We start from the raw sequence: 25,565 nt of genomic DNA, 5'->3' as shown, positions 1-25,565 counted from the left end.
CATGACCAAACTTGCCGAGGCCACCCGCAACAAGCTCAAATCCGTCTCCACCGCCACCGTCGCAACCGCGTTGTTCAAGCGGGGCCTGCGCATCCAGATGATCCAGGATGTGCACCCGCTCAGTGCCGACCAGCCGACCATGGTCGGTGAAGCCTTCACGCTGCGTTATATGCCGGCGCGCGAGGATCTCAACACCATCGAGGTTTTCAAGGACCGCTCCCATCCGCAGCGCAAGGCAGTCGAGGATTGCCCGGCGGGCCACGTGCTGGTGATGGACAGCCGCAAGGACGCGCGCGCCGCGTCCGCCGGTGCAATCCTGGTCACGCGCTTGATGAAGCGCGGCGTCGCCGGGGTCGTCACCGATGGCGGTTTTCGCGACTCGGCCGAGATCGCCAAGCTCGGTATCCCCGCCTACCACCACCGCCCAAGCGCGCCGACCAATCTGACGCTGCATCACGCCATCGAGATCAACGTGCCGATCGGCTGCGGGGATGCGCCGGTGTTTCCCGGCGACGTCATTCTCGGCGACAGGGACGGCGTGATCGTGATCCCTGCGCATCTCGCTGAGGAGATCGCCAACGAGACCTTCGAGATGACCGCGTTCGAGGACTTCGTCACCGAGGAAGTCAACAAGGGCCGCGGCATTTTCGGTCTCTATCCGGCAACGGACCCACAGACGCTGACCGACTTCGCCGCATGGCGGAAGGCGAACGGAAGGTAAAGGCCGCGCGCCGACACCAAGCATATCAAGAAACAGGCCGGCCGCAGCAAGCGCCGGCCTTAAATCACCCAGGGAGGACTCCATGAATTTCACGCGACGCAACCTCTTGGCCGGCGCCGGCGCTGCGGCCACCTCCGCGCTCCTCGCCCACGCCGCCGGTGCCCAGTCGTTTCCGTTCGCGCCGAACCAGCGCTACCCCGATCCCGCCGTTCAAATCCTCGATCCCAGTTTTGGAAAGTACCGGCTCTATTCCTCGACGCTCGAGCAGGTCGCAACCGGCATGCGCTGGGCGGAAGGCCCCGCCTATTTTCCCGAAGGCGGCTATCTGCTGTTCTCGGACATTCCCAACAACCGGATCATGAAGTTCGACGAGAAGACCGGGCAGACCAGCGTGTTCCGCGCCAACGCGAACTACGCCAACGGCAACGCGCGCGACCGCCAGGGTCGCCTCGTCAGCTGCGAGCACTCGGTGACCCGCCGCATCACCCGCACCGAGAAGGACGGCAAGATCACCGTGCTGGCCGAGAAGTTCGAGGGCAAGCGGCTGAACGCGCCGAACGACATCGTGGTGAAGTCCGACGACAGCATCTGGTTCACCGACCCGCTGTTCGGCATCAACGGCGAGTGGGAGGGCAAGAAGGAAAAGGCCGAGCAAGCCACCACCAACGTCTACCGCATCGCTAAGGACGGCAAGCTCAGCGCTATGCTGACCGACCTCGTCAATCCGAACGGCCTCGCCTTTTCGCCTGACGAGAAGAAGCTCTACGTGGTCGAGTGGAAAGGTACGCCCAACCGCAGCATCTGGAGCTATAGTGTCGGTGACGACGGTTCGCTCAGCGGCAAGACCAAGCTGATCGACGCGGCTGACCAGGCCTCGCTCGACGGTTTTCGCGTCGACCGCGACGGCAATCTCTGGTGCGGCTGGGGCTCCAACGGTGCGCTGCAATCCGAGCCGACCGACATCGCCGGCCGCAAGGTTTATCAGCTCAAGGCCAAGTCGGAGGATCTCGACGGCGTGATGGTGTTCAACGCAGAGGGCAAGCCGCTCGCCTTCATCAAGCTGCCCGAACGCTGCGCCAATCTCTGCTTCGGCGGGCCGAAGAACAATCGCCTGTATATGGCAAGCAGCCACTCGGTGTATGCGCTGTATGTGGAGGCGCATGGGGCCGTGTGAGGCTTCGCCTCTCTCGAGGCCGTAGCCCGGATGGAGCGCAGCGCAATCCGGGGCTGTGATGTCGTCTGCACTAATCCCGGATTTCGCTGCGCTCCATCCGGGCTACGAAGTCACGCCTCCGCCATCCCCGCCGCCCACAGCGCGAACGCATAGACGATCGCGACTTCATCGAGCCGGTTGAAGCGTCCCGATGCGCCGCCGTGGCCGGCGCCCATGTTGGTGCGGAGCAGGACCGGGCCGCCGCCGCTCATGGTCGCGCGCAGGCGCGCGATCCATTTGGCGGGCTCCCAATAGGTGACGCGCGGATCGGTCAACCCGCCCATCGCCAGGATCGCGGGATAGTCTTTCGCCGCGACATTGTCGTAGGGCGAATAGGACAGGATGGTGCGGAAATCCTTCTCGCTCTCGATCGGGTTGCCCCATTCCGGCCATTCCGGCGGCGTCAGCGGCAGCGTGTCGTCGAGCATCGTGTTGAGCACGTCGACGAACGGCACTTCGGCGACGACGCCGGCGAACAATTCGCCGGCGCGGTTCGCCACCGCGCCCATCAGCATGCCGCCGGCCGAACCGCCGTGGCCGACAATGCGCTTTGCACTGGTGTACTTCGCATCGATCAGCGCGCGTGCGCTGGCGGCAAAATCGTCGAACGAATTGGTCTTCTTCTCGCGCTTGCCGTCGAGGTACCAGCCCCAGCCCTTGTCGGCGCCGCCGCGGATATGGGCGATGGCATAGACGAAGCCACGGTCGACCAGCGACAGGCGGTTGGCGCTGAACGAAGCCGGCATCGCCATGCCGTAGGAGCCGTAGCCGTAGAGCAGCAGCGGCGCCGCGCCGTCGAGCGTGAGTCCGCGGCGATGGAGGATCGAGACCGGCACCTCGGCGCCGTCATGCGCTTTCGCCATGATGCGGGTGGTGACGTAGTCGCTCGCATTGTGGCCGGACGGGATCTCCTGCCGCTTGCGAAGGGTGCGCGTGCGCTTGACCATGTCGTAATCGTAGACTTCCGACGGCGTCGTCATCGACGAATAGGCGAAGCGCAAATTGGTCGTCTCGAATTCGTAGGAGCCCATCGTATCCAGCGAATAGGCCGCTTCGTCGAACGCGATCGCGTGCTCCTCGTTCGAGGCGAGGTCGCGGATCACGATGGACGGCAGCGCGTTGGCGCGCTCCAGCCGCACCATGTGGCCGGCATAGAGATCGAGGTCGATGATGTAGATGCCCGGGCGATACGGGATCAGATCGCGCCAGTTCTTGCGCTCGGGTGAGGCGAGCGGCGCGGTGACGATCTTGAAGTCGATGGCATGGTCGGCGTTGGTTAGGATGAAGAGTTCGTCGCCACGGTCGGCCAGCGAATATTGCACGCCTTCCTTGCGTGCCGCGACCAGGCGCGGCGGTGCGTCGGGGTGGGCGAGGTCGATCAGCCGCTGCTCGGAGGTCTCGTGGTCGCCGCCCGCGATCACGCAGAAGCGGCCACTGGTGCTCTCTTGCAGATGGGTGAACCAGCCGGAATCCTGCTCCTCGTAGACCAGCGTGTCGTCGGCTTGCCCAGTGCCGAGCTTATGCCGCCACACCTGCATCGGGCGGTGGTTGTCGTCGAGCTTCACGTAGAAGAACGACGTCGCATCCTTGCTCCAGACCACGCCGCCGTCGGTCTCCTCGACGACGTCGTCGAGGTCCTTGCCGGTCGCCCAGTCGCGCACGCGGATGGAGAAATACTCCGAGCCCTTGGTGTCGGCGCTCCAGGCCTGCAGCCTGTGGTCGTTCGAGTGCCGGCTGCCGCCGAACTTGAAGTATTCATGGTCCTTGGCGAGCGCATCGCCGTCGAGCACGATGTGGCCCTCGCCGCCGTCGCGCGGCATACGGCCGAACAGCTCGTGCTGACCGCCCTCGCGGAATTTGCGGAAATAGGCGAAAGGACCATCCGGCGACGGCACGCTGGAATCGTCCTCCTTGATCCGCCCCCGCATCTCGCGCACCAGCGTTTTCTGGAGCGCCGCGGTATGGCCGAGCAGGCTCTCGGTGTAGCCATTTTCTGCGTCGAGATATTTGCGGATGTCGGGATCGAGCACCGCGGGGTCGCGCAGCACCTCCTGCCATTTCTCGTCCTTCAACCAGGCATATTCATCCGTCACGGTGATCCCGTGTCGCGTGAAGGAATGCGGCCGGCGCGGCGCGAGGGGGGGCAGGGAAGGTGTTTTGGCTTGTGTCACTCGATCCTCATTCAGATGCGTGTTTCACCTTATATCGTCCCGCTTCCGTGAATTGCCAGCGTCGCTGCGGGCGTCGTCGCCGGGTTGTTGACGGGCCGCTTGTATGCTTTAGGGGCCGGGTCTTTAGTCCTGCCGCCGGTCCAGCCTGATGTTGTTCAATTCCTACCCGTTCATCCTGCTGTTCCTGCCGGCCGCGCTGGCTGGCTATTTCTGGCTCGGGCGGCGCAGCAATCTGGCCCCGGTGATCTGGCTGGCGGCGGCCTCGCTCACCTTCTATGCCATTGGCAACTGGCAGTTCGTGGCCCTGTTGCTGCTATCGATCGCCTTCAACTACGGCATAGGCCACCTCCTCATCGTGGCCAAGCTTACTTCGTCGCAACGAAAGGTGGCACTGGCCCTCGGCGTCGCCGGCGATCTTCTCGTACTTGGCATCTTCAAATATGCCGGCTTCGTCACCGAGAACGTCAACGCGCTGGCCGGCACGCACTTTGCGGTCCACATCCTGCTGCCGGTCGGCATCTCCTTCTACACGTTCACCCAGATCGCGTTCCTGGTTGACGCCTGGCGCGGGCAGGTCGCGGCCTACGCGCTGCCACACTATGCGCTGTTCGTGACCTACTTTCCGCATCTGATCGCGGGGCCAATCCTTCACCACAAGGACATGATCCCGCAATTCGAGCGGGAGGAAACCAAGCATCCGCATGCGCATCTGATCCTGTGCGGCCTCATCATCTTCGCAATCGGCCTGTTCAAGAAGACCTGCCTTGCCGACGGCATCCAGCCGCTGGTCGCGCTCGCCTTCGATGCGCGCGCGCCGAGTTTTGATCAGGCCTGGCTCGGTGCACTCGCCTACACGTTCCAGCTCTATTTCGACTTTTCCGGCTATTCCGACATGGCGATCGGGATATCGCTGATGTTCGGCATCTTCCTGCCGGTCAATTTCAACTCGCCCTACAAGGCCACCAGCATCGTCGAGTTCTGGCGCCGCTGGCACATGACGCTGTCGCACTTCCTGCGCGACTATCTCTACATCCCGCTCGGGGGCAACAGGCGCGGGCGCGTGCTGCGCTACATCAACTTGCTGCTCACGATGCTGCTCGGCGGGCTCTGGCATGGCGCGGCCTGGACTTTTGTCATTTGGGGCGCCCTGCATGGCGCCTATCTCTGTATCAATCACGCTTTCAACGCGCTGGTGCCGAATGTTCCGAAGTGGCTCGCGCACCCGACGCGTGTCGCCGGAGCCGTGCTGACATTCCTCGCCGTCGTTGTCGCCTGGGTCTTCTTCCGTGCCGAACGGGTCGATTGGGCAATGCGGATTGTGAATGCGATGGCCGATCCCTCCAACATCGTGTTCGGCCGCGAGGAGATTGCGGCGTCGGTGATGGTCACGATCTATGCCGCGCTGGTGTGGCTGGCGCCGAACACGCAAGGACTCATGGGGTACGACCACGCCAATCGCAGGGTCGGCGACGGCCTGATGTCCGGACGGATGCGGCCGCTGGTCCTCTATGGTGCGTCGCTGGTGCTTGCGTTCGGGATTTTGGGTATCCAGAGCCACAGCGAATTCATCTATTTCCGGTTCTGATGCGCGGCGCGTTCACAAATCCAGGGCGTCTTCTCCTCGCGAGCATCGCTTGCGTGCTGGGCGCGGCTGCGCTCACCTATGTCATCGATCCCCTGCAACTGTTTCGGCCTTCGCGTCTCGTCGCGCCGTTCTATTCCGATGACACGCGCGTGCAGAATGCCGGGCTGATCCGCAGCCAGTCGTTCGATACCGCGTTCATGGGCACCTCGCTCGCGATCCATTTCCGCCAGAGCGACATCGACCATGCCCTCGGCGTGCACTCGCTCAAGCTGGCGATGACCGGCTCCAATTCGTGTCAGCAGGGCTTTGTGCTCGAGCAGGCCATCGACCGCGGCGCGAAGCGCGTGATCTGGGCGATGGACGACTTTATCTTTGTCGATGCTGCCGACATCGAGACCGATCCTTATCTCGCTGCCGATCTCTATCGCGGGACGGCAAAGGGGATCGCGTCCTATCTGTTCAGTGCGGCGATGGCGAAGGAATCCCTGTTCGCATTGCTGCGGTCGGTTCCGCCGCTGCGGGAGCCGCTGACCCGGGCGGCGCCTTTTCTGCCCGTCAAGTTTGCGCTTGAAGACGTCGACGACATTTATGCGTTGCCGCGCGATATCGACGTCGCGCGCGCCTATAATGCGAAAAGGACGCTCGCGGCTTTCGCCTATATCACCGATCCCGTGCGCAGCCGTTTTCTCGGCGAAGGCTATCGTTACGACGCGATGGTCCGGCATTTCGAGCGTGACGCCGTCGGCCTGATCGCGCGCCATCCGGACGTGACCTTCGACATCTACTTCCCGCCCTATTCGATCCTGCAATTCGTCGCGATGCGCGACGCTTCGCCTGCGACGCTGAAAATCGTCACGGACCTCACGGCCGTCATTGCGCAGCGCCTGACGCAGCTTCCCAATGTGCATCTGTACGATTTCCGGGCGATCAAGGACGTGACGCACGACCTCGACAATTACGGCGACGTCATCCACCATTCGCCGGTGATCGATGCGAAGGTGCTGTCGTGGCTGGCGCGTGGGGAGTATCGGGTCGATCCGACGGCGCCACTTGCCTCGCTGGACGCGTTGAAGGCGCAGGTCGCGGCGTATCGGTTCCCGCGCTGACTTCCCCTCTCCCCTTGTGGGAGAGGGTGGCTCGCCGCGTTAGCGGCGAGACGGGTGAGGGGTATCTATCCGCGAGTCCGGCAGTTGCGATTGCGGAGACAACCCCTCATCCGGCGCTTCGCGCCACCTTCTCCCACAAGGGGAGAAGGAAAAAAGAGGCTTACACCGCCACCTCTTCGCCGAGATAGGCAACCGCCGCTTCGAGCCCGCCTTTGCCGTGCGGGATCTTCAGCGCGTTCAGCCCGATCTCGATCACGCCCAACGTGCCGAGCAGCATCGGGGCGTTGACGTGGCCCATATGGGCGATGCGGAAGGCTTGTCCCGAGAGATCGCCGATGCCGGTGCCGAGCACGACGCCGCACTTCTCCTTGCAATAGCGTTGCAGGATTGCCGGATCGTGGCCGTTGCTCATGGTCACCGTGGTCACGGTGTTGGAGCGTTCGCTGGCTTCGGCGACGTTGAAGCCGAGCACCTGGCCTTCCGACCACGCGCCGACCGCGCGGCGTGCGGCCTCGCCGAGCAGGCTGTGACGTCGGAAGGCGTTCTCCAGTCCTTCCTCGTGCAGCAGGTCAATGGCCTGGCGCAGCGCGAACAGCAGATGCACCGGCGCGGTGCCGGCATATTTGCGATAGTGCTCGCTGCCCTCGCGCTCGCTCCAGCTCCAATAGGGCGTGCTCATGTTGGCGGTCTTCTGCACCTCGCGCGCGCGCGCGTTGGCCGCGACGAAGCCGAGGCCGGGCGGCGTCATCAGGCCCTTTTGCGAGCCCGACATCGCGACGTCGATGCCCCATTTGTCCATCTCGAACGGCATGCAGCCGAGCGAGGCCACAGTGTCGACCATGTACAGCGCCGGATGGCCGCTGGCCTTGATCGCCTTGCCGATCGCCTCGATGTCGTTCTGCACGCCTGAGGCGGTGTCGACCTGGACGACGACGACGGCCTTGATGGTGTGCTCCTTGTCGCGGCGCAGGCGCTCCTCGACCTCGTGCGGCCGCACTGCGCGGCGCCAGTCGCCCTTGAGCACCTCGACCTCGGCACCCATCAGCGCCGCGGCATGGCCCCAGCCGATCGCGAACCGTCCGCTTTCGAGCACCAGCACCTTGTCGCCGCGCGACAGCACGTTGCTCAATGCTGCTTCCCAGGCGCCGTGACCGTTGGCGATGTAGATGTAGGACTTGCCCTTGGTGGCAAACAGTTTCGAGATGTCACTGAGCAGGCTCTCGGTCAGATCGGTCATCTGTTTGGAGTAGATGTCGATCGCCGGACGATGCATCGCCCGCAGCACCTCGTCGGGCATATTGGTGGGCCCGGGGATGGCCAGAAATTCCCGGCCCGCGCGAACGGTCATTGCTGTTGGTCCTTGTTGCCTGAGAATAGGATGGTGGGTCGCTGATTCACACTTTTACGCGGCGCCGCGGTGCAAGAAAAGGCCGGAAAACGCAGGTCTGACGTGGGTTATCTCTTAGTCTCGCGGCAGCCCGCATCCTCGGCTTCCTCCACCGAGCAGAACCAGCGCGTGCCCTTGCTGATCTTCATCTTGATCTGCGCATACCAGCGGCTGGTCGGCCGGTGATAGATGCACTCGCCGGCGCTGTTGACGTTGCCCTTGATGGTGCAGTCCGGCGAGGGCGCGACCGGGCCCGAAGCCGAAGCGAGCAGGATCGCATGTGCGCCATCGGGCGGCTTGGTGGCGCCGAGGATGGTGGTCTTCTTGTTGCGCTCGCGCCAGTCCCAGGGCGCGATGAAGGCGCCTTGCCACATGCCGGCTTTTGCCTCCCGCGCGGCGGCATCATCGGCTTCGTAGTCGCGCGAGACGCGGGTGTAGGCCAGCGCCCAGCCTGCGCGCACCAGCCATTTCTGGATATCCTCGCCGCCGACGTCGCAGCGCGCCACGGTGCGGCCGCGCCGGTCGATCGACCGCGCATGGCAGACCCAGGTCTTGCCGTCGGCGTATTTGGCGAGCTCGTCGCGGGCCGCGATGCCGCAGGTCCAGCGCTCGCCCTTGTTGTTGAGGCAGAGCTGGTCGACCGCGGGGGCGTCGATGCCGCCGAGCCTGATCCGCGTGTTGCCGATCACCACCGCGTCGCCGGCGCGGACCTTCGCTGTGCCGGTGATGTCGGCGGCCCGCGCCGGCGATGGCAAGCCGGACAAGGAGAAGCCAAGCAATGACAGCGCAATCAGGGGTTTTCGCAACATGCCGGCCCGCGTGTGATGAAAACTGCGATAGACCTCGCAATTGTGGTCGGCTTTTGTCCGCTCGGCCAGCATATGCCTGGCAATTGGGCTTTCAACTTCCTGTCATCGGGCGAAGTTTAGTAGGGGTGGGTTAGCCGAAGGCGTAACCCACCTCTTTCGTCTCCACGGCGGCAGAAGTGGTGGGTTACGCTTCGCTAACCCACCCTGCGCGACCTCATCCCCGCGCCATCGCCCGCTCGGCCACCGCCAGCGCCATCAGCACGAACGCCGACGTGACCTCCGGACCGCCCACCAGGATCCGCGTCGGCGTCTTCATCTTGTTCCACTCATAGGCGCGGAACGGGCCGCGGCGGCCGCCTTCGCCGACGCTCGCGACGATCACGTTCAGCGCCGGCGCAAAGGCGCGCGGGTCGGCGCCGAGATGGCCGAGCGCGATCAGGGCGAGCGCTGCGTCGAACACGTTCATTTCGGCGGCCATCAACTCGCCCTTGACGTAGGAGAGCACGCGGTGGCGGATGAAATCGAAATCGCCGTCGGGATCGATGATCGCCTGCGCCGCCAGCGGCAGCGCCAGGAAGGCAGCATAGCAGCGACCGAAATAGGCGCTGTAAAGCTCAGGCAAATAGTAGATATGCGAGCGCGGATTGGCGAAGGCGCCGCTCGCCGCCAGCCGCTTCTGGAAGCCGAGGATGCGATGCACGGTGGCGAGCCGCGCCGGCGTCTCCAATACTTTCCAGCGCGCGAGGTTGCGAAAGCTGACCTCGAGAATGTCGAGATTGAGCGTCGGATCGAGATCATTGCCATAGGGCCGCTCGCCCTTGAGATTGTCGATCCAGGTCGCAACCCCGCCCTCGTAATCGATATTGTCGTTGATCGGCACGGTCACGCGCGGCTCGTTGACGCCGGCGCGCACCTGATAGCCGGCATAGAAATCCAGCAGCGGCTGGTCGAGGATCGGATCGGTGCAGCCGGCCTGCGTCGCCGCGGAGATCGAGCACGCCGTGGTGTCGCAATCCGGCACGTAGACGCCGAAGCCGAGGTCCTGCTTGATCTGGGCGAAGTAGCGTGAGAAGCGCGGATGCGGTGCCGGCGCGAGCGCGGTGATGACGTTGAACCGCGCCCCGTCGATGCCCTCGACCTCTTCGCGGCTGATGTTGACGCAGAAATCGACCATATCGGCAACCGCGCGCTCCGCCGCCATCTTGTCGGAGAGCGAGGCGAGACCGGTCTCAACGTAGCTCAACAGCGCCTCGATGAAGAACGCGTCGTAATAGGCCGAGCGGTGGCGGATCTGCACCGGCTCCCACATCGGTTCGGCAACCCCTCGCCAGGGCGGATTGACGACTGCGCGCGCCGGAGATCGCGCGATGAAGACACGGGCGAGGTTGAACAGCAGCGAGGAGTTCTTGTAGCCGCGCGCGTTGAGACCCGTGAGCGCCATGGTCAGCTCTCGGCCGCGGAAATCGGGATCGCCGATCAGGTTGAACGCGGCGTAGGTCGGCAGAAAGCCATTTTTGCGGTACGAGCCCAGCAGATGCTGCGCGCAGTCGCGGATCACGCCGTCGATCTGCGATTGTTGCGGCATGGCGCCGGTGAACATGGCCGGCGGCGGCTTGGGATGATCCAGCGCGATGCTGTCGACGAGATCGGCGACGGGCTGGCCGACCGCCGCCCAATTGGGCTCGGCCTCGTCGCGGGCGCGCACTAGGGCCTGGCGCAGCCGGGCCAGTTTGCCTTCGTCGCGCAGCTCGGGCAGCCCGGCCCGGCGGAGCAGCACCCGCAATGCGGGATTGCCGAGCGCGGTCTTGTAGAACTTAGGCAGATGCGGATCGCCGCTGGCCGCAACAGACAGTACGGGATCGCAGACGTCGTAAAGCGAGGGGCCGTCCTTCCGCGCCGTCAGCGCCCGGCAGGCGGCGCCGGCAAAATATTGAAAGCTCATGAAATAACCTGGTCGCGGGAATTGGCCGGGGGGCCGGCCGGCGCGCTCCCAGCCGCGCGCCACCCCCTGCAAGTCGTTGAAAAGCTACCCGGATTCGCAGGAAATACAAATGTGATGAGGGTCACAGAAAAAGCCGGCACGAAGCCTGCATAATCAGGCTCCGGAAGGCTACGGGGACGCAAAAAAATCACACATTGGGCAGTAAAAATTAGCTCATGTTTCCAGAGACTTAGCTCAAATTTTCGGCGATCTATTGCGGGGGAGGCGATATCCGGTTAAGGCTTTGTTTGGTGCGGCGCCGCAAATTGCGCGCAATTCGGGGGCACACCCCCGGCCAATCCCTCAAACCCAAAGACGCTATCGCGCTACTCAAACAGTGTGCGCGTGTTTGGCTGGTCTTTGGCACTGACAGGAATGACGCGAGATGAATGTAACGCAGCTCGACATTTCCCGACGCACGATCGCGGTGGCCGCAGCCCTCATCGGCACGGTCTCGCTCGTGATCGGCGCCCATGCTGCCCTCAACATGCGGGCGCTCGATGCCGCCAAGGCCGTCTCGACCGACCAGGTCACCGGCTCGATCGGCCAAGCCTCGCGTCTCGCCCTCGTCATCGGCAATGGACATTACCCCGACGCCAGCGCGCCGCTGACGCAGTCGATCAACGACGCCCGCGCGCTGTCCTCGTCGCTGCGCAAGAACGGTTTTGACGTCGACATGGTGGAAGACGCGACCAAGGACGACATGGTCCGCGCCGTCAATCGCCTGAAGTCCCGGATCAAGCCCGACACCGTCGTCATGCTGTTCTTCGGCGGCTACGGCGTGCAGGCCGGCCGCGAGAGCTACATGCTGCCGGTCGATGCCGTGATCTGGAAGGAAAGCGACGTCCGCCGTCACGGCGTCTCCATCGAGGGCGTGCTCGACATGATGAAGGAGCAGGGCGCCAAGGCCAAGCTCGTCGTGGTCGACGCCTCCCGCCGCAATCCCTATGAGCGCCGCTTCCGCTCCTACAGCCACGGCCTCGCGCCGATCAGCGCGACGGACAATGCGCTGATCCTCTCCTCGGCTTCGCCGGGCAAGGTCGTCGACGACGGCAAGGGCGAGCACAGCGTGCTGGTCAGCGAGTTCCTCAACAACCTCAATACGCAGGGCAGCGCCGAGAGCGTCTTCAACAAGACCCGCCTTGCCATCTCCCGCGCCAGCGAAGGCGACCAGGTCCCGACCGTCTCCTCCTCGCTGCTCGAGGACGTCCATTTCGGCGAAGCCGGCGGCTAGTTTTTCTTAGGTTCTGCGAAGTCTCGTGCCCCGGACGCGGCGCATCATGCAATGATGCGACGCAGAGCCGGGGCCTAGTTTTTAAGCTTATCGCTTGGACGAGAGATGGGTCCGGCTCTGCGCGGCAGCGTCACACGCTGCAGCGCGTCCGGGACACGAGCAATCCTACTTCGCCGCTTCCGTGGCCATCACCGTGCGCACCGGATCTCCTTCGCGCAGCAGCGCGCCGGCGCGGGCGACGACGATATCGCCCTCGTTGAGGCCGTCGCGAATCTCGATATTGCCGCCCGACATCAGTCCGACCTCGACGCGCTTGGTCTCGACGCGGTTGCGGCGGATCACCTGCACGACGGTGCCGGCGGAGGAATACTGCACCGAGGTCAGCGGCACCGCGACGTTGCAGCTCTGGCCCGACTTGATCAGTGCGCGCCCGCTCGCATTCAGCAACAGCCGCTTCTGCGAGGAGATGCCGATATAGACCATGCCCTGCTGGATGTTCGGCTCGACCGTCGGGCCGATGCGGCGCACCTTGCCGTCGATATCGCCGGCGCCGGCGATGCGCACGGTCGCCACCTGGTTGACCGCGAGCTTGCGCATATCGCTGGTCGCGACGAGGGCGACGAGATCGTACTCGCTGCGCGCCACGATCGTGAACAGCGCCTCGCCCTTGGCGGAGGCGAGGTTGCCGATCTGCGCGGTCGACGTCGCGATCACGCCTGCCACGGGGGCGGTGACCTGAAGCGTGCCGCCCTCGGGCAGTGCCAGCCGCGCCAGCACCTGGCCTGCGGTGGTGGTGTCGCCGGCTTCCGCCAGCACCTCTGTCACCTTCAGGCCGGGCCGCTCCGGCCGCACCGAGCTTGCCTCGCGCGCGATGATGGTGCCGGTGCCCTCGACGATGTCGGAGAAACAGGATTTTGCGACCTTCAGCACCGTGACCGCCGGCCCCTTGGGCGCGTCGTCATCGGCGGCGGCAGCGGGCTGGGCCGACAGCAACAGCAGTCCGGCGAGCGCAACGAGATGTCTGGAAACAGAACGCGCAGGCAATGATCGCATGGGTCATTCCGGTTGGGGCCTTGACGGCCTCATCGTTAGCAGAAGCGATCGCTGCGAGCCAAGGGCACGTCAGGGCCGGCCGGATCAGAATGCCGCAGCAGCACGGGCGGCGCGATGCCGCCCGTTGAATTAGTCGCCGCACAAGCAAAGAGGTTCGTCGGCCGCCCAACAAACGCGTCATGCCCGGGCTTGTCCGGGCATCCACGTTCTTTGTGCCGCGTAGCTAGGCGTGGATGGCCGGGACAAGCCCGGCCATGACGACGAGGAGGTACCAGCGCCCGCTCACGGCAGGCTCAAAAACTCCACCCAGTTCGGCTTCTTGCCGGTGGCGTAGGATTTCAGCTTGGTCAGCACCCCGCTGCTCTGGTCGATGGCATAGACCGTCATGCTGTCGGAGAGCTCGCCCACGGCGGCAAGGTAGCGCCCGCCGGGATCGATATGGAAGCCGCGTGGCTGCTTCTCGGTCGGCACGCTGCCGATGGTGGTCAGCTTGCCGGTGGTTGCATCGACCTTGTAGGCGGTGAGCGTGCTGGTGGTGCGCTCGGAGGCGTAGAGGAAACGGCCGTCGGGGGTGATTTGGATGTCGGCTGCCCAGGGCTTTCCGGTAAATCCTTCGGGCAGCGCGCTGGTGCGCTGGATCTCGTCCCATGCGCCGCCCTTGGCCTCATAGGCGAACGCCGCGACGTCGCCGTTTAGCTCGTGCAGGAGATAGACGAACTTGCCGTTGGGGTGGAACACGAAATGCCGGGGTCCCGATTTCTCCGGCACCTTGTGGGCCGGCGGATCGCTCGGCGTGAGCGTGCCGGTCGTGGCATCGAACGTGAAGGCCAGGATCTGGTCGGAGCCGAGATTGGTCGCGAACGCGAAGCGGTTGTCGGGCGAGGGCAGGAAGGCGTGCGCGTTCAGCCCGGTCGGGATCACCTGCTTCGGTTCGCCTGCGACGCCGTTGGCGAGCAGCGGATTCAGCGCGACCTTGTTGCCGCCATAGGAGGCGCTGAACAGGAATTTGCCGCCGCGGTCGATGGCGATGTAGGCCATGCTGTCGGCGAGCGGGCCGTTGCCGATATGGCTGAGCTGGCCGGTCTTCGGATCGATCGCAAAGCTCACCGCGAGAAACGGCTGCGAGCGGACACCGGCGATCAGCACGCGATGGTCGGGCGTGATCGCGAGCGGCGTCGAGGAGCCGGGCTTTTCGACGCCGGTGAAGCCGGCCGTCTGCACGGGCGTCATCTCGCCGCTCTCGGCCATCTTGAACACGCTGATGTCGTTACTGTCGGCATTGCCGACATAGGCGAACGTCTCGGCCATGCCGGCGCGGACTCCAGAAATGAGAGTGAGGAAAGCAAGCGTGGTGGCGATCGCGGCGCGGGGTACGCCGGATCTGATGCGTCGGGTCGATCTCAACATGGGGTCCTCCTGGATGCCGGTGCGGCATTTGTCGTTTTGCCGGCGAGGATAGCGGCAGCCGCCCCGCCGCGCCAAACTCCAATGGGGATCGATCGATGCCGAAATGGTATCGGTGGAGGTCTACCGTATGGCCGCTGTGCGCGAGGGCAGATGGAGCCCGGGCCGGGTGTGGGGCGGCCCGAGCACGGTCCACACGGTGACCGCGAGCAGCGCGCAGGTCAGGATCGTCCAGGCGACGAGTCGTTTCCGCATCAGGCCGAATCCGTCAGTCATATGAAGAGAATGCTCCCGGGGAGCGGGCCTGGCGATCGTGCACTGCAAATCGCGGCGATCCTATGAACTCGTTCACAGGCGAACCGAACCAATGCCGCGCGAGCGCATTGAACCGGCATGCCCCGTGAAAACGATCTCGAAGGTAAGCCCGACATGGGCGGCAAGCATGGCGGTCAGGCCGGCCAGCCCAAGTCGCCGCCGCGCCCGCGTCAGGGCGAGCGCGATGAGGACGTCGTGGCAAAGCGCCACACCGGCCAAACCGATCCCAACTCCGCGCCGACCAAACCAAAATAGCATCTCGCCCGCGCTGCACTCGCACCGGGAACGGCAGCCTCGTCTTGCCGTTACCCTGATCCCGCGGCGGAGCAGATCGAAACGGAGGCTGGCACGTGTTTTGGATTTATTGGGACACCGCCTGGTCGCTCATCATCAGCGGCATCATGTTCGCCACCATCGTCGCCCATCCCGACTCCGAGTTCGTCGAGATCCACGCGGCCAAGCAGGTCAAGTGAGCCCGCGCCGGCCGGTTTGACGGCGCATCATCGCATGCTGCGCCGAGACGGGACGAAGGTTGAGACCTCAAATCATGCTGCCGGGCATGAAGCAGCGGATCATGGCGCGGCCGTTGACGTAATACGGCCAGACCATGGTGCGGCCGACGCGGTTTGGCTCGGTGATCACGGCGTCGTCGGGCACCTCGATCCAGTCGCCCAGGAGTCTCACGCGATAATGTCCGTTGCTGGTGTCCCAGTCGACATCGTCCAGCGCCGTGCCATCGGCATCGGCACAGCAGGGACCGCCGCCCTTGCTGCGCAGGCTCTCGAACCAGCCCTTGAGGGGCGAGTTCGCGTAGCGACCGTCGTCGCGGGCCTGCACGGATGGGCCGATCATGGCGGCAACCGCCACGAGAGTGATCATCCTGAATGCCGCGATCGCCATGTCGCCTCGCTCGATCTCGCGCGCGCACGAACGCAGACGAGGAGCCGCCTGCGCTGCACGCGACGCAATGCTGGCTGGCGCCGCCGACCGGTTCCAGCCGTCTCAGCGGGGCGATAACCGCGAGGGTCGATGTTTGATCCTATTTTCAAGGGCGCGGACTTGTCGAGTCCGCGCCCTGCTTCAGCTCCAACCCGGCAAGCGGTCAGTAGTCCCAGAACACCGGCACCCAACGGAAGGCGTCGCCGTCGGCTGCCACCCGGCCCACGGACGGGAACGGCAGGTGCGTGGCCACCAGCATTTCCCCGGTCTCGGCAAGCTGTCGCAACAGACGGATGCGAACGCGCGCGGCCTCCTCGGGGTCGTGTTCGAACCCGTTAAACCAGTCGGGTTGCTCGAACCCGACGGCAAACACGGCGTCGCCGGCGAATGTCAGCGCATCATCGCCGGACGCCATGCGAACCACGCTATGTCCGGGGGTGTGACCGCCGGTGCGACGGGCGATGACGCCAGGTGCAATCTCGTGCTCGTCATCGAACAGCCTCAGCTGACTGCCGTACTCCTTCAGGAAATGCTTGGCGGTCGATCGAAGCGCGTCCGGAAAGCCTTCCGGCATGGCAGTGCGGGAGAAATCCGGCTTTTCCCAGAACTTGACCTCGGCGGCCGCGACGTGGATCCGCAGGTCCTTGCGCAGCTGCTGCTTCACCCCCTCGACCAGCAGGCCGCCAATGTGGTCCATGTGCAGATGAGTCAGCACCAGATCGGTCACCGCCGAAAGATCGATGCCGGCGGCCGCCAGTCGCCTGATCAACTGCCCGGCGCGCGGCAAGTTCAGGTTCGGATCCGAACCCAGTCCGGCGTCGATGAGGATGGTCTTGCCGCCGCTGCGAACCATGACGGCGTTCAGCGCCCAGTCGAAAGCGTCCTGCGGCAGGAACATGTCGTGCAGCCAGGTCGCCCGCACCGCCGGGTCGGCGTTGTGCGCGAGCATCTTGGTCGGCAGCGGCAGCACGCCGTCGCTGACCACCAGCACGTCGATCTCGCCGATCTTCAGTGCGTAGCGCGACGGAACGAGCTCTTCAGGTCCCGATGACACGGGATATGAGGTGTTGTGCAGATTCATGTTGGTCTCCTGTTTCAAGGTTGAGGCACTTGGTTGGTGTTGACTCTGGCCGGTCCTGGTTGAGCAGGCCGCGCCGCCAGCGAGAGCGCGGCCGTCATCGCTTGGTGAGTTAGAGGCTCGTCACGCGCTCATTGCGCGGTCCAGCCGCCATCGACGGAGATCGTCGTCCCCGTGATCTGGTCGGCCGCGGCCGAGCACAAGAAGGCGACGGTGCCACCGATCTGCTTAGGGGAGGCGAAGTCCAGCGATGGCTGTTTTTCGGAGAGAAGCTCTTCGGCCGCTTGCTTCTGGCTGATGCCTTTCTCCGCCGCGATGTCGCTAATCTGTTTCTCCACGAGCGGCGTGCGCACCCAGCCGGGACAGACCGCGTTGCAAGTGACGCCGCTGCCGGCGGTTTCGAGGCCTACCACCTTGGTGAGGCCGACGAGGCCATGCTTGGCCGCGACATAGGCTGCCTTGTGGGTGGATGCGACGAGACCATGCGTGGAAGCGATGTTGACGATGCGACCCCATCGCTGCTTTTTCATCTGGGGCACGGCCGAAGCGATGCCGTGAAATGCGGCCGACAGGTTGATGTCGAGAATGGCCTTCCACTTGGCGGGCGGAAACTCCTCGACCGGTGCGGTGAACTGGATGCCGGCATTGTTGACGAGGATGTCGAGCCGTCCGAAGTTCTCGATGGCTGCCGCGATCATTCCGCGCACGGCATTGCCATCCGACATGTCGGCGCCGTCATACGCGACGCGGACGCCGTCCTCGTGTTCGATGCCGCTGCGGATCTTCTCGATCTCTCCCGGATCTCCAAAACCGTTCAGGACGATATCGGCGCCGAGCCTGGTCAGCTCTCTTGCGATCCCGAGGCCAATGCCGCTGGTCGATCCGGTGACGATCGCTACTTTGCCTTTCAACATGAAAAACTCCTTTCGATGATGGTTGCCGGCGAGGTCAATCGCGGCGGTGAATGTCGTAGGTGACGATGCCGAGTTCGGAAGGCGGCGGCTCGAGGCGCCGTCCGTCGGCCAACGTGCGGCGGATGTCGTCCCGTCCACTTTGCCAGTGCGCGCGCATCGCTTTCGGTCCGAACTCGTAATCCTTGGAGTGACCTTCGTGGAGCTTGGACTGGTAGATCAGGTGGATGATGTTGTGGGAGCGGTGACGGGCGAGCTCGGCGATGGCGCGCATTTCGGGATCGTTTCTTGCGGCGTCCGGCAATCTGTCGATCGTCCGCTGCAGCGCCTGCCGCATCTCCTGCATCCGTAGCGCCTGGTCGGTGACGGCGCGGGTACGACTGGAATACTGAATGTCCTTCTGCCGGCTCGACACCTCCATCATGTCGTGCGGCACGCGGCCCCGCGCCGACCAGAGATCGATCTGGAACGTCAGCGTGTCTTTCGCATCGCCCGACAGGACGCGAGAGAGAGGCGTGTTGGAGACCACGCCACCATCCCAGTAGTGCTCGGAGTCGATTTCGACGGCGGGAAATCCGGGCGGCAGCGCGCCCGAAGCCATGAAGTGTTTCGGACCGAGCCGCCGCTCGGCTGTGTCGAAATAGGTGAGATTGCCGGTGCGGACGTTGACCGCGCCGACGCTGACACGCACTTCGCCCGAGTTCAGCCGGTCGAAATCGACGAGCTGTTCCAGCGTCCGTTGCAACGGCGCCGTGTCATAGAAGCTGGTCGACGCGTCGCCCGAGAAGGGCGACCACAGGGGCGAGGGGAAGCGCGGCCTGAAGAAGCCGGGCTGGCCTTGGAACAGCGCGCGCATTGCGGCAAGCGTGTTGTGCAGGGAGTTGAAGTCGAACGCGAACGGTAGCGCACCGGCCAGTCCCTCGCCGGCAGGCCATTCCACCGGGGTTGCGCAGATCGTCTCCCAGAACTCGCGCAGCCGTGCCACGCGCTCGTCTTCCGGGGAGCCCGCGATGATCGCGGCGTTGAGCGCGCCGATCGAGATGCCGGCCAGCCAGTTCGGCCGGATCCCGGCCTCGTGCAAGCCTTCGTAGACGCCGGCCTGGTAGGCCCCGAGCGCGCCGCCGCCCTGCAGCACCAGCGCAACGACATCGTAGGGCAGCGGATTGATCGGTCGTGCGGAATCGATTTGTTCGCGTGTCACGTTGAACATGGTGACTACTCCTTGCAATGCGACCTGTTCGGTCAGCCCGCGTGTGTTTCGGTCAGGATTTCAGATCCGGCTCCACGCGATCGCGCCGCCGCGGACCGCTCCAGATAGTCGTGCACCACGGTGCCTAATCCGAGCGTCAGATCGGCAACGATATGCTTGGCCGAGAGCACCTGAAGAACCGGCAGCTCGGCGACCGGTGCGAGCGCGTGGGAGAAGAGATCGAGCGCGGCGGGCCCCGTCCATGCGCCCTTCACCGTCACGTCCTCGAGATGGAAGCGCACCAGTTCGCAAATGCGCGCGGTGCCGTCGACATGCGGAATGATCTTCAACAGAAAATTGGGAGCGATGAGCTTTCGTGCTTCGGTGGAAAGATCGAGGGCGCGATGCTTGTAGCCCATGGTGCCGGTGGCGATGCGCACCGAGCCGTAGTCGAGCGTGCCGACCAGGGTATCGGTCTCGACGGCCAGCTTCGGCTGGGCCAGCTTCTTGGGAAAGCCCCACAGCTCGCGGCCGCCGGCGATCGGCGGATGATCGTTGAGGAACATCTGGTGGACGAAGCTGCCGGTCTGGCCGCGGAACGACACCGGGATGATCTGGCCGCTTTCCGTGTAGTCTCCGAAGCCGGTGGAATCAGGCATGCGAATGAATTCGTAATTCACCACAGGCTCGGTCAGCTCCAGCGGCTCCGGCACGATCCGGCGCAACGCCTCCGGGTCGGTCCGGTACTGGATGATGAAATATTCGCGGTTGATGAAGCGATACGGGCCGGGCGGGAAAGCCGGATTCGTCAGCGGCATCGCGAAGGCGACGTTGCGGATCTGCTGGTTCATGCTGTGGGTTCCTGAATGGTCGGTGCTGTGGCGGGCCGCGCGCCCCGCGGGAGCGCGGCCATCATCACGTGAGGCGTCTAGACTTCGGTCACGCGTTCCGGATCGGCCGACGCGAGCGCCAGGGCGCGCTCCGCCTTCGGCGGATAGATCCAGACGGTGTTGATCTCACGCTTGGTCTTCTTGGCGACATCGCCGACCAGCTCGACCTTGCGCTCCCAGCCGCGTGTGAACAGCGCGCCGGCTTCGCCGAGGTCGAGGCAGGTGACGTAGGCCTTCTGGTGGTAGGGCCTGGTCGGAACGCCGAGCAATTCGGCCGCGGCATTGTTGCCGGCAAAGGCGCCCATCCGCGTGGCGTGCTGGCACGACATCAGTGCGTAATTGCCCTCGTCGTCGCAGGCGGCGCGTGCCGCGTCGCCGGCCGCGAAGACACCCTGCACGCTTGGCACCTGCAAGCAGCGATCGACCAGCAACCGTCCGAAATTGTCGCGCTCGGCGGGAATCTGCGCGGTCAGCGGCGCTGCACGAATGCCCGCCGCCCAAATCACCGTCTCGGTTTCAATGTGCTCACCGCTGGACAAGGTGACGCCGGTGTCGTCAAGCGCGGCGACGCCGGCGCCGAGCCGTGTCTCTACGCCAACCTTGCGCAAGGCTTCCTCGATGACGGGGCGGGCGCCTGCACCCATGTCGGGTGCGATCGCAGTGTTGCGATCGACGATGACGACGCGAGTCTTGGCATCGGGGCCCAGGATTTCGCGCAGCCGCGTCGGCATTTCGGTGGCCGCCTCGATCCCGGTGAAGCCGCCGCCAGCGACGACGACCGTGTCGCGTCCGTTCGCGGCGGGCCGCTCCGCGAGGCCATGCAGATGCTTGTCGAGCGCTACGGCATCGTCGAGCGAATCGACGCTGAAGCCGTGCTCGGCGAGGCCCGGAATGTTCGGACGGAATAGCCGGCTGCCGGTGGTCACGACGAGGCGGTCGTAGGACAGCGTCTTTCGCGGGCCCTTCGCGGGCGTGATCTGCACCGTTCTGGCCTCGGTGTTGATCGTCTCGGCGCTGCCCTGGATGTAGTCGACGTCGATCGCCTCGAGGACGTCGACCAGCGGGGCCGTCACGGTTTCCGGCTTCGACTCGTAGAGCCGCGGACGGACCACCAGCGTCGGCTCCGGTGAAACGAGCGCGATCTGCAGATCTTGCGGCGAGGCGCCCCGGATGTCGCGCAGCCGGGCTGCGGAAAGCGCGGCGTACATGCCGGCGAAGCCGGCCCCGATGATGACGAGTCGCATGGGTTTTCTCCTTGGTTGCTGTTCGAAAGACCGCGCGCGACCGCGCTGCTGCGTTGAGAACAGCGTCCGGCGTCGGCGCGTGGGGTGGGTTGGATCGCTGGCCTCAGGGCGCGATGCAGCGTGCCTGCAGATTCGGCGGCCGGCCGTAACCTAAGACGACGGGCTGAAGCTCACTTCGACTCCAGTCCTGATAGGGAAGGCCGGCGCCATTTCGGATCATGATGGAAACGGGCGGTTGTGCCGGGTGCATGGTGTAAGCCGGAATTTCCACTTCCTCGCCCGTCGCCGACGTGAAGCGAACGGCCAGCGAGAGTCCGTACAGGGTTGCGGTCGCGAGGCTTCGGCGGCGTGAGGCAATCAGCCGTCGGCTGACGAAGTTTTTCCAGGTCATCTTTGGTCTCCCTCGATTGGTCTGGACATGGAGATGATGTAGCTGACCCGATTTGCCGTTGCCCCAGCGCGATTGCCGTCGCTGTCGAGAGATTGCTGCTAACGCATACGCCTGCGCCAATCGCTCGGCGTCTCGCCCGTCAGCTTCTTGAATGCTGCGGCGAAGGCCGTTTGCGAGGAGTAACCAAGCGCCGCGGCGACCGAGACGATCGATTCGTCGCTCTCCCGCAAGATGTTCATGGCCTGCTCGAGCCGGTGCTGACGCAGCCAGGCATGCGGCGATAGCCCGGTGCTCTCCTTGAAGGACCGGCAGAAATGGAAGCGCGACAGTCCGGCATCGGACGCCAGCGCATCGAGCGAGACATCCGCTTCGCTATCGCAGCGCAATCGTTCGATCGCACGGAGCAGGACCTTCGGCGCCAGCCCGCCCATGGTCGGCTGGAACGTGGTTGGCGAGCCTGCATGCGCAGCCAAAAGGCGCGTGGCCAGAAGATCCGTGAGCTGATGCCGGAACAGCGCATCAAGGACGCCATGGCCCCCCAGCGAATCCGCGGCGCTCAGGAGCAGTCGGGACGTGATGGTGTCGGGATGCGCCGTTCGCTCAATCAATTCGGCGGTCCCGGCGGTCCCGGCCTCGCCAGCGACGCGCTGCAGCGTTGCGTCGGGAAGGTAAAGCTGCACGACGTCGACGGGCTTCGGAATGTCCCATCGGGAGCTCGACCCTTCCGGAACGATGTTCACGACCCCCGGACGAAACGTGCCGATCGCGATCGATTTTCCCGAGCGCCGCTCCATGCGCTGCATCACGCCTTTATGCGCCATGATCACGTGGTGGCGCATGGGCTCGACGACGTCGTGCAGCGCATCATGTTTCCAATGCGCGATCCCCGCGCCGGAGGAGTCCAAGGCCATGCGAAACGGCTCGGTTCTGAGCACGCGCGCCATCTCCGCGTCGGCGGCGCGCCGCTCGGACGTCGAGCGATCGTCAGGCTGTACGTCGGGTGCGGGCGGCAAGCCCTTGTGCGAGGGATTGCGCATGAGTGCAGTGTTCCCGGTCATGATGTGGCTCCTGCTGATCAGCTCGGGCTTTCGATCAGTCGTCCGTATTTGTACGGAACGGCGCGTGTTCTAGGCGCCGTGGCTGCCGGGCGTATTTCCTGAACCCGCCATGTTTTGTCCGATCCTGCTCCAAGCCGGCCGGCGCTTTCGCGAACGCACGGCGGGCGGGAGTGGACAGAGATGTTGATGACAAAGCGTGCGGCAGTGCGCCGCTAGGCCGCGGCCGCCTGCGCCGACAACAGCTGCTTCAGTTTCGCGGCCGGCACGGCCGGGCTGAACAGCCAGCCCTGCATCTGGCTGCATCCGAGCTGGAGCAGCACCGCGCGCTGCGCTTCGGTCTCGACGCCTTCCGCGGTCGTCGCCATGTGACGGGCGGCGGCCATGTGCACCACCGCCTGCACGATCGGCGAGGAATCTTCCGACTGACCGATGTCGCTGATGAAGCTGCGGTCGATCTTGATCTTGTCGAACGGGAAACGATGCAAATAGCTCAGCGACGAATAACCAGTGCCGAAATCGTCGAGCGCGATGCGCACGCCGAGCTCGCGCAGCTGCTGCAGGATCGTCAGCGCCTCCTGGTCGTCGCGGATCAGGACCGTCTCGGTGATCTCGAGCTCGAGCCGTCCGGGCGCGAGACCCGACTCGGCGAGTGCGGCTGCGACCTTCAGCGCCAGCGTCCGCGAGCGGAACTGCACCGGTGAGACGTTGACCGCGATGTGGATGTCGCCGGGCCAGGAGGCCGCCTCGAGGCAGGCCTGCCTCAGCACCCATTCGCCGATCTCGCCGATCAATCCGGTCTCTTCCGCAACCGGGATGAAGTCGGCGGGCGAGACCATGCCGCGTTCCGGATGGTGCCAGCGCAGCAGCGCTTCGCAGCCGGTGACGACATTGGCCGCGAGATCGACCAGCGGCTGGTAGTGCACCTCGAACTCGCCGCGGGCCAGCGCCTGCCGCAGATCGAACTCGAGCTGGCGGCGCAGCCGCGCCTTGGCGTCGTGTTCGGGCGCGAAGATACGGAACGTGCGGCGGCCCTCGGATTTCGCCGCATACATCGCGAGATCGGCGCGCTTGAGCAGATCGTCGAGATTGTCGCCGTGGTTGGGGGCGATCGCGATGCCGATGCTGGCATCGGTCGGGATTTCCTGGCCGTTGCAGTCCACGGGGGCGCGCAGCGCCTTCAGGATCTGCTCGGCGAGGGCGGTCAGTTCGGCCTCGTCGCGGCTGCCGGCCTTGACGATGGCGAATTCGTCGCCGCCCAGCCGTGCGACCATGTCGCTGCCGCTGACGCAGGCGCGCAGGCGGTTCGCGACCTGGCGCAGCAGCTCGTCGCCGACCTCGTGGCCCAGCGAATCGTTGACGCCCTTGAACTCGTCGACGTCGATATAGAGGATCGCGAACGGCTTGCCCTGGGCAAGCTCGGCGACGCGCCGCTCCAGATGGCCGCGCATCAGCACGCGGTTGGGCAGGTCGGTGAGGGCGTCGTAATGCGCCATATGCGCGATGCGCTCGTCGGCGCGGATGCGCTCGGTGACGTCGTCATGGGTCGCGAGCCAGCCGCCGCCGGCGCCGGGCTGGTTCTTGATCTCGATCAGGCGGCCATCGGAGGTCTCGACTATCGCGCTGTGGGTCTGGCCGACGCTGCCCAGAATGCCGTCGCAATAGGAATCGACGTCGCCGTCGAACGAGCCGGTGTCATGGCGATGCTGAATCACGTCGCGGAAATACGCGCCGGGCTTCACCAATTCGGCCGACAGCCCGTACATCTCGATGTAGCGGCGGTTGCAGACGATCAGCCGCTGGTCCTGGTCGAACATCAGCAAGCCCTGCGTCATCGTGTTCATCGCGGTGTCGAGCTGCTGCTTCTCCACGGCGAGCCGGCGCGTCATCTGGCGGAAGATGGAATAAAGCGTCAGCACGAGCAGGCCGATCGACAGCACGGCGACGGTCACGAAGAATTTGGTCTGCGTGTGCCATGTTGCCAGCGTCGCATCCAGCGACTTGGTCGCAACCACCACCAGCGGCTCGCCGGTCAGGAGGCGTGCGGCGACGATGCGATCCTTGCCGTCGATCGGGCTTGCGAGCTGGGTCGTGACGAAGGTGCGCTCGAACACCGCCATCTGCTCGCGCGTGCCGTTGCGGAAATTCTGCCCGATCATCGCCTCCACATGCGGAATGCGCGCCAGCAGCTGGCCGTTCTGGTGGTGCATCGCGATCGAGGAATCCTCGCCGAGCCCGCTCGAGGCGAAGAAGGATTCGAGCTGGTCGGGCGTGATCGCGCGCGAGACCAGCCCAAGGAATTCGCCGTGGGGACCGGAGACGCGGCGCGCGAACACGATCGCCGGTCCGCTGCCCAACCGTCCCGGCACGACCTCGATCTCTTCCTGCGACGCCGGATCGTTCTTGAGGCGATTGAAATAGCCGCGGTCGGCAACTGAAACATCGGCGACCGGCCAGCGCCGCGACGAGTTGATCAGCACGCCCTTGGCGTCGAACACGTTGGCGCCGGCGACGTCCGACCAGCCGCTGGCTTTGGCGCGCAGCGCCTCGTGCACAGCGAGCGTGCCCATCTCGCTGCGGAAGACGTCGGCGGAGTCGATACCATGGCTTTCGAGCTCGGCGATGATGCTCTTCTGCAGCACCGCGAAGTCCTCGAACTCGCGGTCGAAATGGCGCGCGAGCAACCGGACCGCGCTCTCCACGCTGTCGCGGCCGCTTTCGATCGCATTCTGCCGGAAGCGGTCGACGGTGAGCGCGGTGCCGATCGCCATTGCGGCCATCAGCACGAAGCCCCCTGCGATCAGCCATGTCAGCGGCGCGCCGCGCCAACGGCGCAGCAACGCGCGCATGCGCGCGCTCCATCGGATCGATGTGCCCATGCAGCCCTCC

The 25,565-nt window shown here is 64.9% G+C and carries 23 protein-coding genes; 7 read left to right on the top strand and 16 right to left on the bottom strand.

Features of this window, described 5'->3' with window-relative positions:
- Position 1: 1 nt before the first annotated feature.
- Positions 2-721 (top strand): ribonuclease activity regulator RraA, encoded by a 720-nt coding sequence (locus IVB42_RS09705; RefSeq protein ID WP_018456625.1) that lies wholly within the window; start codon positions 2-4, stop codon positions 719-721.
- 82 nt (positions 722-803) lie between these two features.
- Positions 804-1,895 (top strand): SMP-30/gluconolactonase/LRE family protein, encoded by a 1,092-nt coding sequence (locus IVB42_RS09700; protein WP_018456624.1) that lies wholly within the window; start codon positions 804-806, stop codon positions 1,893-1,895.
- A gap of 110 nt (positions 1,896-2,005) precedes the next feature.
- Here the strand turns inward: IVB42_RS09700 and IVB42_RS09695 are convergent, their stop codons facing one another.
- Entirely contained in the window at positions 2,006-4,105 is a 2,100-nt protein-coding gene (locus tag IVB42_RS09695; protein WP_026233212.1) for a S9 family peptidase, read from the bottom strand.
- Between the two features lie 148 nt (positions 4,106-4,253).
- On the opposite strand from IVB42_RS09695, the gene IVB42_RS09690 reads away from it, so the two are divergent.
- Both IVB42_RS09690 and IVB42_RS09685 read left to right on the top strand, forming a co-directional pair.
- Positions 4,254-5,690 (top strand): MBOAT family O-acyltransferase, encoded by a 1,437-nt coding sequence (locus IVB42_RS09690; protein ID WP_018456622.1) that lies wholly within the window; start codon positions 4,254-4,256, stop codon positions 5,688-5,690.
- Positions 5,690-6,796, top strand: a complete 1,107-nt coding sequence (locus IVB42_RS09685; RefSeq protein ID WP_018456621.1) for a hypothetical protein — start codon at positions 5,690-5,692, stop codon at positions 6,794-6,796. Before IVB42_RS09690 ends, IVB42_RS09685 begins: the two co-directional genes overlap by 1 nt.
- A 160-nt stretch (positions 6,797-6,956) precedes the next feature.
- Here IVB42_RS09685 and IVB42_RS09680 read toward each other — a convergent pair whose 3' ends face one another.
- The 3 genes from IVB42_RS09680 to IVB42_RS09670 form a co-directional block, all read right to left on the bottom strand.
- Positions 6,957-8,144 (bottom strand): aminotransferase class V-fold PLP-dependent enzyme, encoded by a 1,188-nt coding sequence (locus IVB42_RS09680; protein ID WP_018456620.1) that lies wholly within the window; start codon positions 8,142-8,144, stop codon positions 6,957-6,959.
- A 107-nt stretch (positions 8,145-8,251) separates the two neighbouring features.
- Positions 8,252-8,992: a thermonuclease family protein gene (locus IVB42_RS09675; RefSeq protein WP_026233211.1), complete on the bottom strand. Its 741-nt coding sequence runs from the start codon at positions 8,990-8,992 to the stop codon at positions 8,252-8,254.
- Positions 8,993-9,206: 214 nt separating this feature from the next.
- Positions 9,207-10,934, bottom strand: coding sequence for a hypothetical protein (locus IVB42_RS09670; RefSeq protein WP_247298153.1), 1,728 nt, complete (start codon positions 10,932-10,934; stop codon positions 9,207-9,209).
- Positions 10,935-11,358: 424 nt separating this feature from the next.
- Here IVB42_RS09670 and IVB42_RS09665 point away from each other — a divergent pair, with 424 nt between their 5' ends.
- Positions 11,359-12,207, top strand: coding sequence for a caspase family protein (locus tag IVB42_RS09665; RefSeq protein WP_018456617.1), 849 nt, complete (start codon positions 11,359-11,361; stop codon positions 12,205-12,207).
- A gap of 165 nt (positions 12,208-12,372) precedes the next feature.
- On the opposite strand, the gene IVB42_RS09660 is transcribed toward IVB42_RS09665, so the two are convergent.
- From IVB42_RS09660 to IVB42_RS09650, 3 genes are all read right to left on the bottom strand, one after another.
- Positions 12,373-13,260: an HlyD family efflux transporter periplasmic adaptor subunit gene (locus IVB42_RS09660; RefSeq protein WP_026233210.1), complete on the bottom strand. Its 888-nt coding sequence runs from the start codon at positions 13,258-13,260 to the stop codon at positions 12,373-12,375.
- Between the two features lie 282 nt (positions 13,261-13,542).
- Positions 13,543-14,667, bottom strand: a complete 1,125-nt coding sequence (locus IVB42_RS09655) for a beta-propeller fold lactonase family protein (RefSeq protein ID WP_026233209.1) — start codon at positions 14,665-14,667, stop codon at positions 13,543-13,545.
- Between the two features lie 120 nt (positions 14,668-14,787).
- Positions 14,788-14,940 (bottom strand): hypothetical protein, encoded by a 153-nt coding sequence (locus IVB42_RS09650; protein WP_018456614.1) that lies wholly within the window; start codon positions 14,938-14,940, stop codon positions 14,788-14,790.
- A 117-nt stretch (positions 14,941-15,057) separates the two neighbouring features.
- On the opposite strand from IVB42_RS09650, the gene IVB42_RS09645 reads away from it, so the two are divergent.
- Both IVB42_RS09645 and IVB42_RS42015 read left to right on the top strand, forming a co-directional pair.
- Entirely contained in the window at positions 15,058-15,234 is a 177-nt protein-coding gene (locus IVB42_RS09645; RefSeq protein ID WP_157642977.1) for a hypothetical protein, read from the top strand.
- Positions 15,235-15,329: 95 nt separating this feature from the next.
- Positions 15,330-15,452 carry a hypothetical protein gene (locus IVB42_RS42015; RefSeq protein ID WP_018456612.1) on the top strand — a complete coding sequence of 41 codons (123 nt, stop codon included), beginning with the start codon at positions 15,330-15,332 and terminating at the stop codon, positions 15,450-15,452.
- 67 nt (positions 15,453-15,519) lie between these two features.
- Here IVB42_RS42015 and IVB42_RS09640 read toward each other — a convergent pair whose 3' ends face one another.
- From IVB42_RS09640 to IVB42_RS09600, 9 genes are all read right to left on the bottom strand, one after another.
- Entirely contained in the window at positions 15,520-15,879 is a 360-nt protein-coding gene (locus tag IVB42_RS09640) for a hypothetical protein (protein WP_018456611.1), read from the bottom strand.
- Positions 15,880-16,081: 202 nt separating this feature from the next.
- Positions 16,082-16,999: an MBL fold metallo-hydrolase gene (locus IVB42_RS09635; protein ID WP_018456610.1), complete on the bottom strand. Its 918-nt coding sequence runs from the start codon at positions 16,997-16,999 to the stop codon at positions 16,082-16,084.
- Positions 17,000-17,127: 128 nt separating this feature from the next.
- Positions 17,128-17,910 carry a 3-hydroxybutyrate dehydrogenase gene (locus tag IVB42_RS09630; protein ID WP_018456609.1) on the bottom strand — a complete coding sequence of 261 codons (783 nt, stop codon included), beginning with the start codon at positions 17,908-17,910 and terminating at the stop codon, positions 17,128-17,130.
- Positions 17,911-17,944: 34 nt separating this feature from the next.
- Complete coding sequence (locus IVB42_RS09625) at positions 17,945-19,117, bottom strand: patatin-like phospholipase family protein (protein WP_018456608.1); 1,173 nt, start codon at positions 19,115-19,117, stop codon at positions 17,945-17,947.
- 32 nt (positions 19,118-19,149) lie between these two features.
- Complete coding sequence (locus IVB42_RS09620) at positions 19,150-19,947, bottom strand: acetoacetate decarboxylase (protein WP_018456607.1); 798 nt, start codon at positions 19,945-19,947, stop codon at positions 19,150-19,152.
- A gap of 77 nt (positions 19,948-20,024) precedes the next feature.
- Positions 20,025-21,230, bottom strand: a complete 1,206-nt coding sequence (locus IVB42_RS09615; protein WP_018456606.1) for an NAD(P)/FAD-dependent oxidoreductase — start codon at positions 21,228-21,230, stop codon at positions 20,025-20,027.
- Positions 21,231-21,333: 103 nt separating this feature from the next.
- Positions 21,334-21,621 carry a hypothetical protein gene (locus IVB42_RS09610; RefSeq protein WP_018456605.1) on the bottom strand — a complete coding sequence of 96 codons (288 nt, stop codon included), beginning with the start codon at positions 21,619-21,621 and terminating at the stop codon, positions 21,334-21,336.
- A gap of 98 nt (positions 21,622-21,719) precedes the next feature.
- On the bottom strand, positions 21,720-22,679 hold the full coding sequence (locus IVB42_RS09605; protein WP_162496292.1) for an AraC family transcriptional regulator: 960 nt from the start codon (positions 22,677-22,679) through the stop codon (positions 21,720-21,722).
- A gap of 212 nt (positions 22,680-22,891) precedes the next feature.
- Positions 22,892-25,555 carry an EAL domain-containing protein gene (locus IVB42_RS09600; RefSeq protein ID WP_247396970.1) on the bottom strand — a complete coding sequence of 888 codons (2,664 nt, stop codon included), beginning with the start codon at positions 25,553-25,555 and terminating at the stop codon, positions 22,892-22,894.
- Positions 25,556-25,565 lie beyond the last annotated feature (10 nt).

It is taken from the genome of Bradyrhizobium sp. 45 (assembly GCF_023073155.1).
Taxonomy (GTDB): domain Bacteria; phylum Pseudomonadota; class Alphaproteobacteria; order Rhizobiales; family Xanthobacteraceae; genus Bradyrhizobium; species Bradyrhizobium canariense_D.
This window is presented reverse-complemented; position numbering and strand designations above follow the sequence as displayed.

Coding starts and splice junctions, on each gene's coding strand:
- IVB42_RS09705 (WP_018456625.1), top strand. CDS start 2: ATGACCAAACTTGCCGAGGCCACCCGCAACAAGCTCAAATCCGTCTCC.
- IVB42_RS09700 (WP_018456624.1), top strand. CDS start 804: ATGAATTTCACGCGACGCAACCTCTTGGCCGGCGCCGGCGCTGCGGCC.
- IVB42_RS09690 (WP_018456622.1), top strand. CDS start 4,254: ATGTTGTTCAATTCCTACCCGTTCATCCTGCTGTTCCTGCCGGCCGCG.
- IVB42_RS09685 (WP_018456621.1), top strand. CDS start 5,690: ATGCGCGGCGCGTTCACAAATCCAGGGCGTCTTCTCCTCGCGAGCATC.
- IVB42_RS09680 (WP_018456620.1), bottom strand. CDS start 8,144: ATGACCGTTCGCGCGGGCCGGGAATTTCTGGCCATCCCCGGGCCCACC.
- IVB42_RS09675 (WP_026233211.1), bottom strand. CDS start 8,992: ATGTTGCGAAAACCCCTGATTGCGCTGTCATTGCTTGGCTTCTCCTTG.
- IVB42_RS09670 (WP_247298153.1), bottom strand. CDS start 10,934: ATGAGCTTTCAATATTTTGCCGGCGCCGCCTGCCGGGCGCTGACGGCG.
- IVB42_RS09665 (WP_018456617.1), top strand. CDS start 11,359: ATGAATGTAACGCAGCTCGACATTTCCCGACGCACGATCGCGGTGGCC.
- IVB42_RS09660 (WP_026233210.1), bottom strand. CDS start 13,260: ATGCGATCATTGCCTGCGCGTTCTGTTTCCAGACATCTCGTTGCGCTC.
- IVB42_RS09655 (WP_026233209.1), bottom strand. CDS start 14,667: ATGTTGAGATCGACCCGACGCATCAGATCCGGCGTACCCCGCGCCGCG.
- IVB42_RS09650 (WP_018456614.1), bottom strand. CDS start 14,940: ATGACTGACGGATTCGGCCTGATGCGGAAACGACTCGTCGCCTGGACG.
- IVB42_RS09645 (WP_157642977.1), top strand. CDS start 15,058: ATGCCCCGTGAAAACGATCTCGAAGGTAAGCCCGACATGGGCGGCAAG.
- IVB42_RS09640 (WP_018456611.1), bottom strand. CDS start 15,879: ATGGCGATCGCGGCATTCAGGATGATCACTCTCGTGGCGGTTGCCGCC.
- IVB42_RS09635 (WP_018456610.1), bottom strand. CDS start 16,999: ATGAATCTGCACAACACCTCATATCCCGTGTCATCGGGACCTGAAGAG.
- IVB42_RS09630 (WP_018456609.1), bottom strand. CDS start 17,910: ATGTTGAAAGGCAAAGTAGCGATCGTCACCGGATCGACCAGCGGCATT.
- IVB42_RS09625 (WP_018456608.1), bottom strand. CDS start 19,117: ATGTTCAACGTGACACGCGAACAAATCGATTCCGCACGACCGATCAAT.
- IVB42_RS09620 (WP_018456607.1), bottom strand. CDS start 19,947: ATGAACCAGCAGATCCGCAACGTCGCCTTCGCGATGCCGCTGACGAAT.
- IVB42_RS09615 (WP_018456606.1), bottom strand. CDS start 21,230: ATGCGACTCGTCATCATCGGGGCCGGCTTCGCCGGCATGTACGCCGCG.
- IVB42_RS09610 (WP_018456605.1), bottom strand. CDS start 21,621: ATGACCTGGAAAAACTTCGTCAGCCGACGGCTGATTGCCTCACGCCGC.
- IVB42_RS09605 (WP_162496292.1), bottom strand. CDS start 22,679: ATGACCGGGAACACTGCACTCATGCGCAATCCCTCGCACAAGGGCTTG.
- IVB42_RS09600 (WP_247396970.1), bottom strand. CDS start 25,555: ATGGGCACATCGATCCGATGGAGCGCGCGCATGCGCGCGTTGCTGCGC.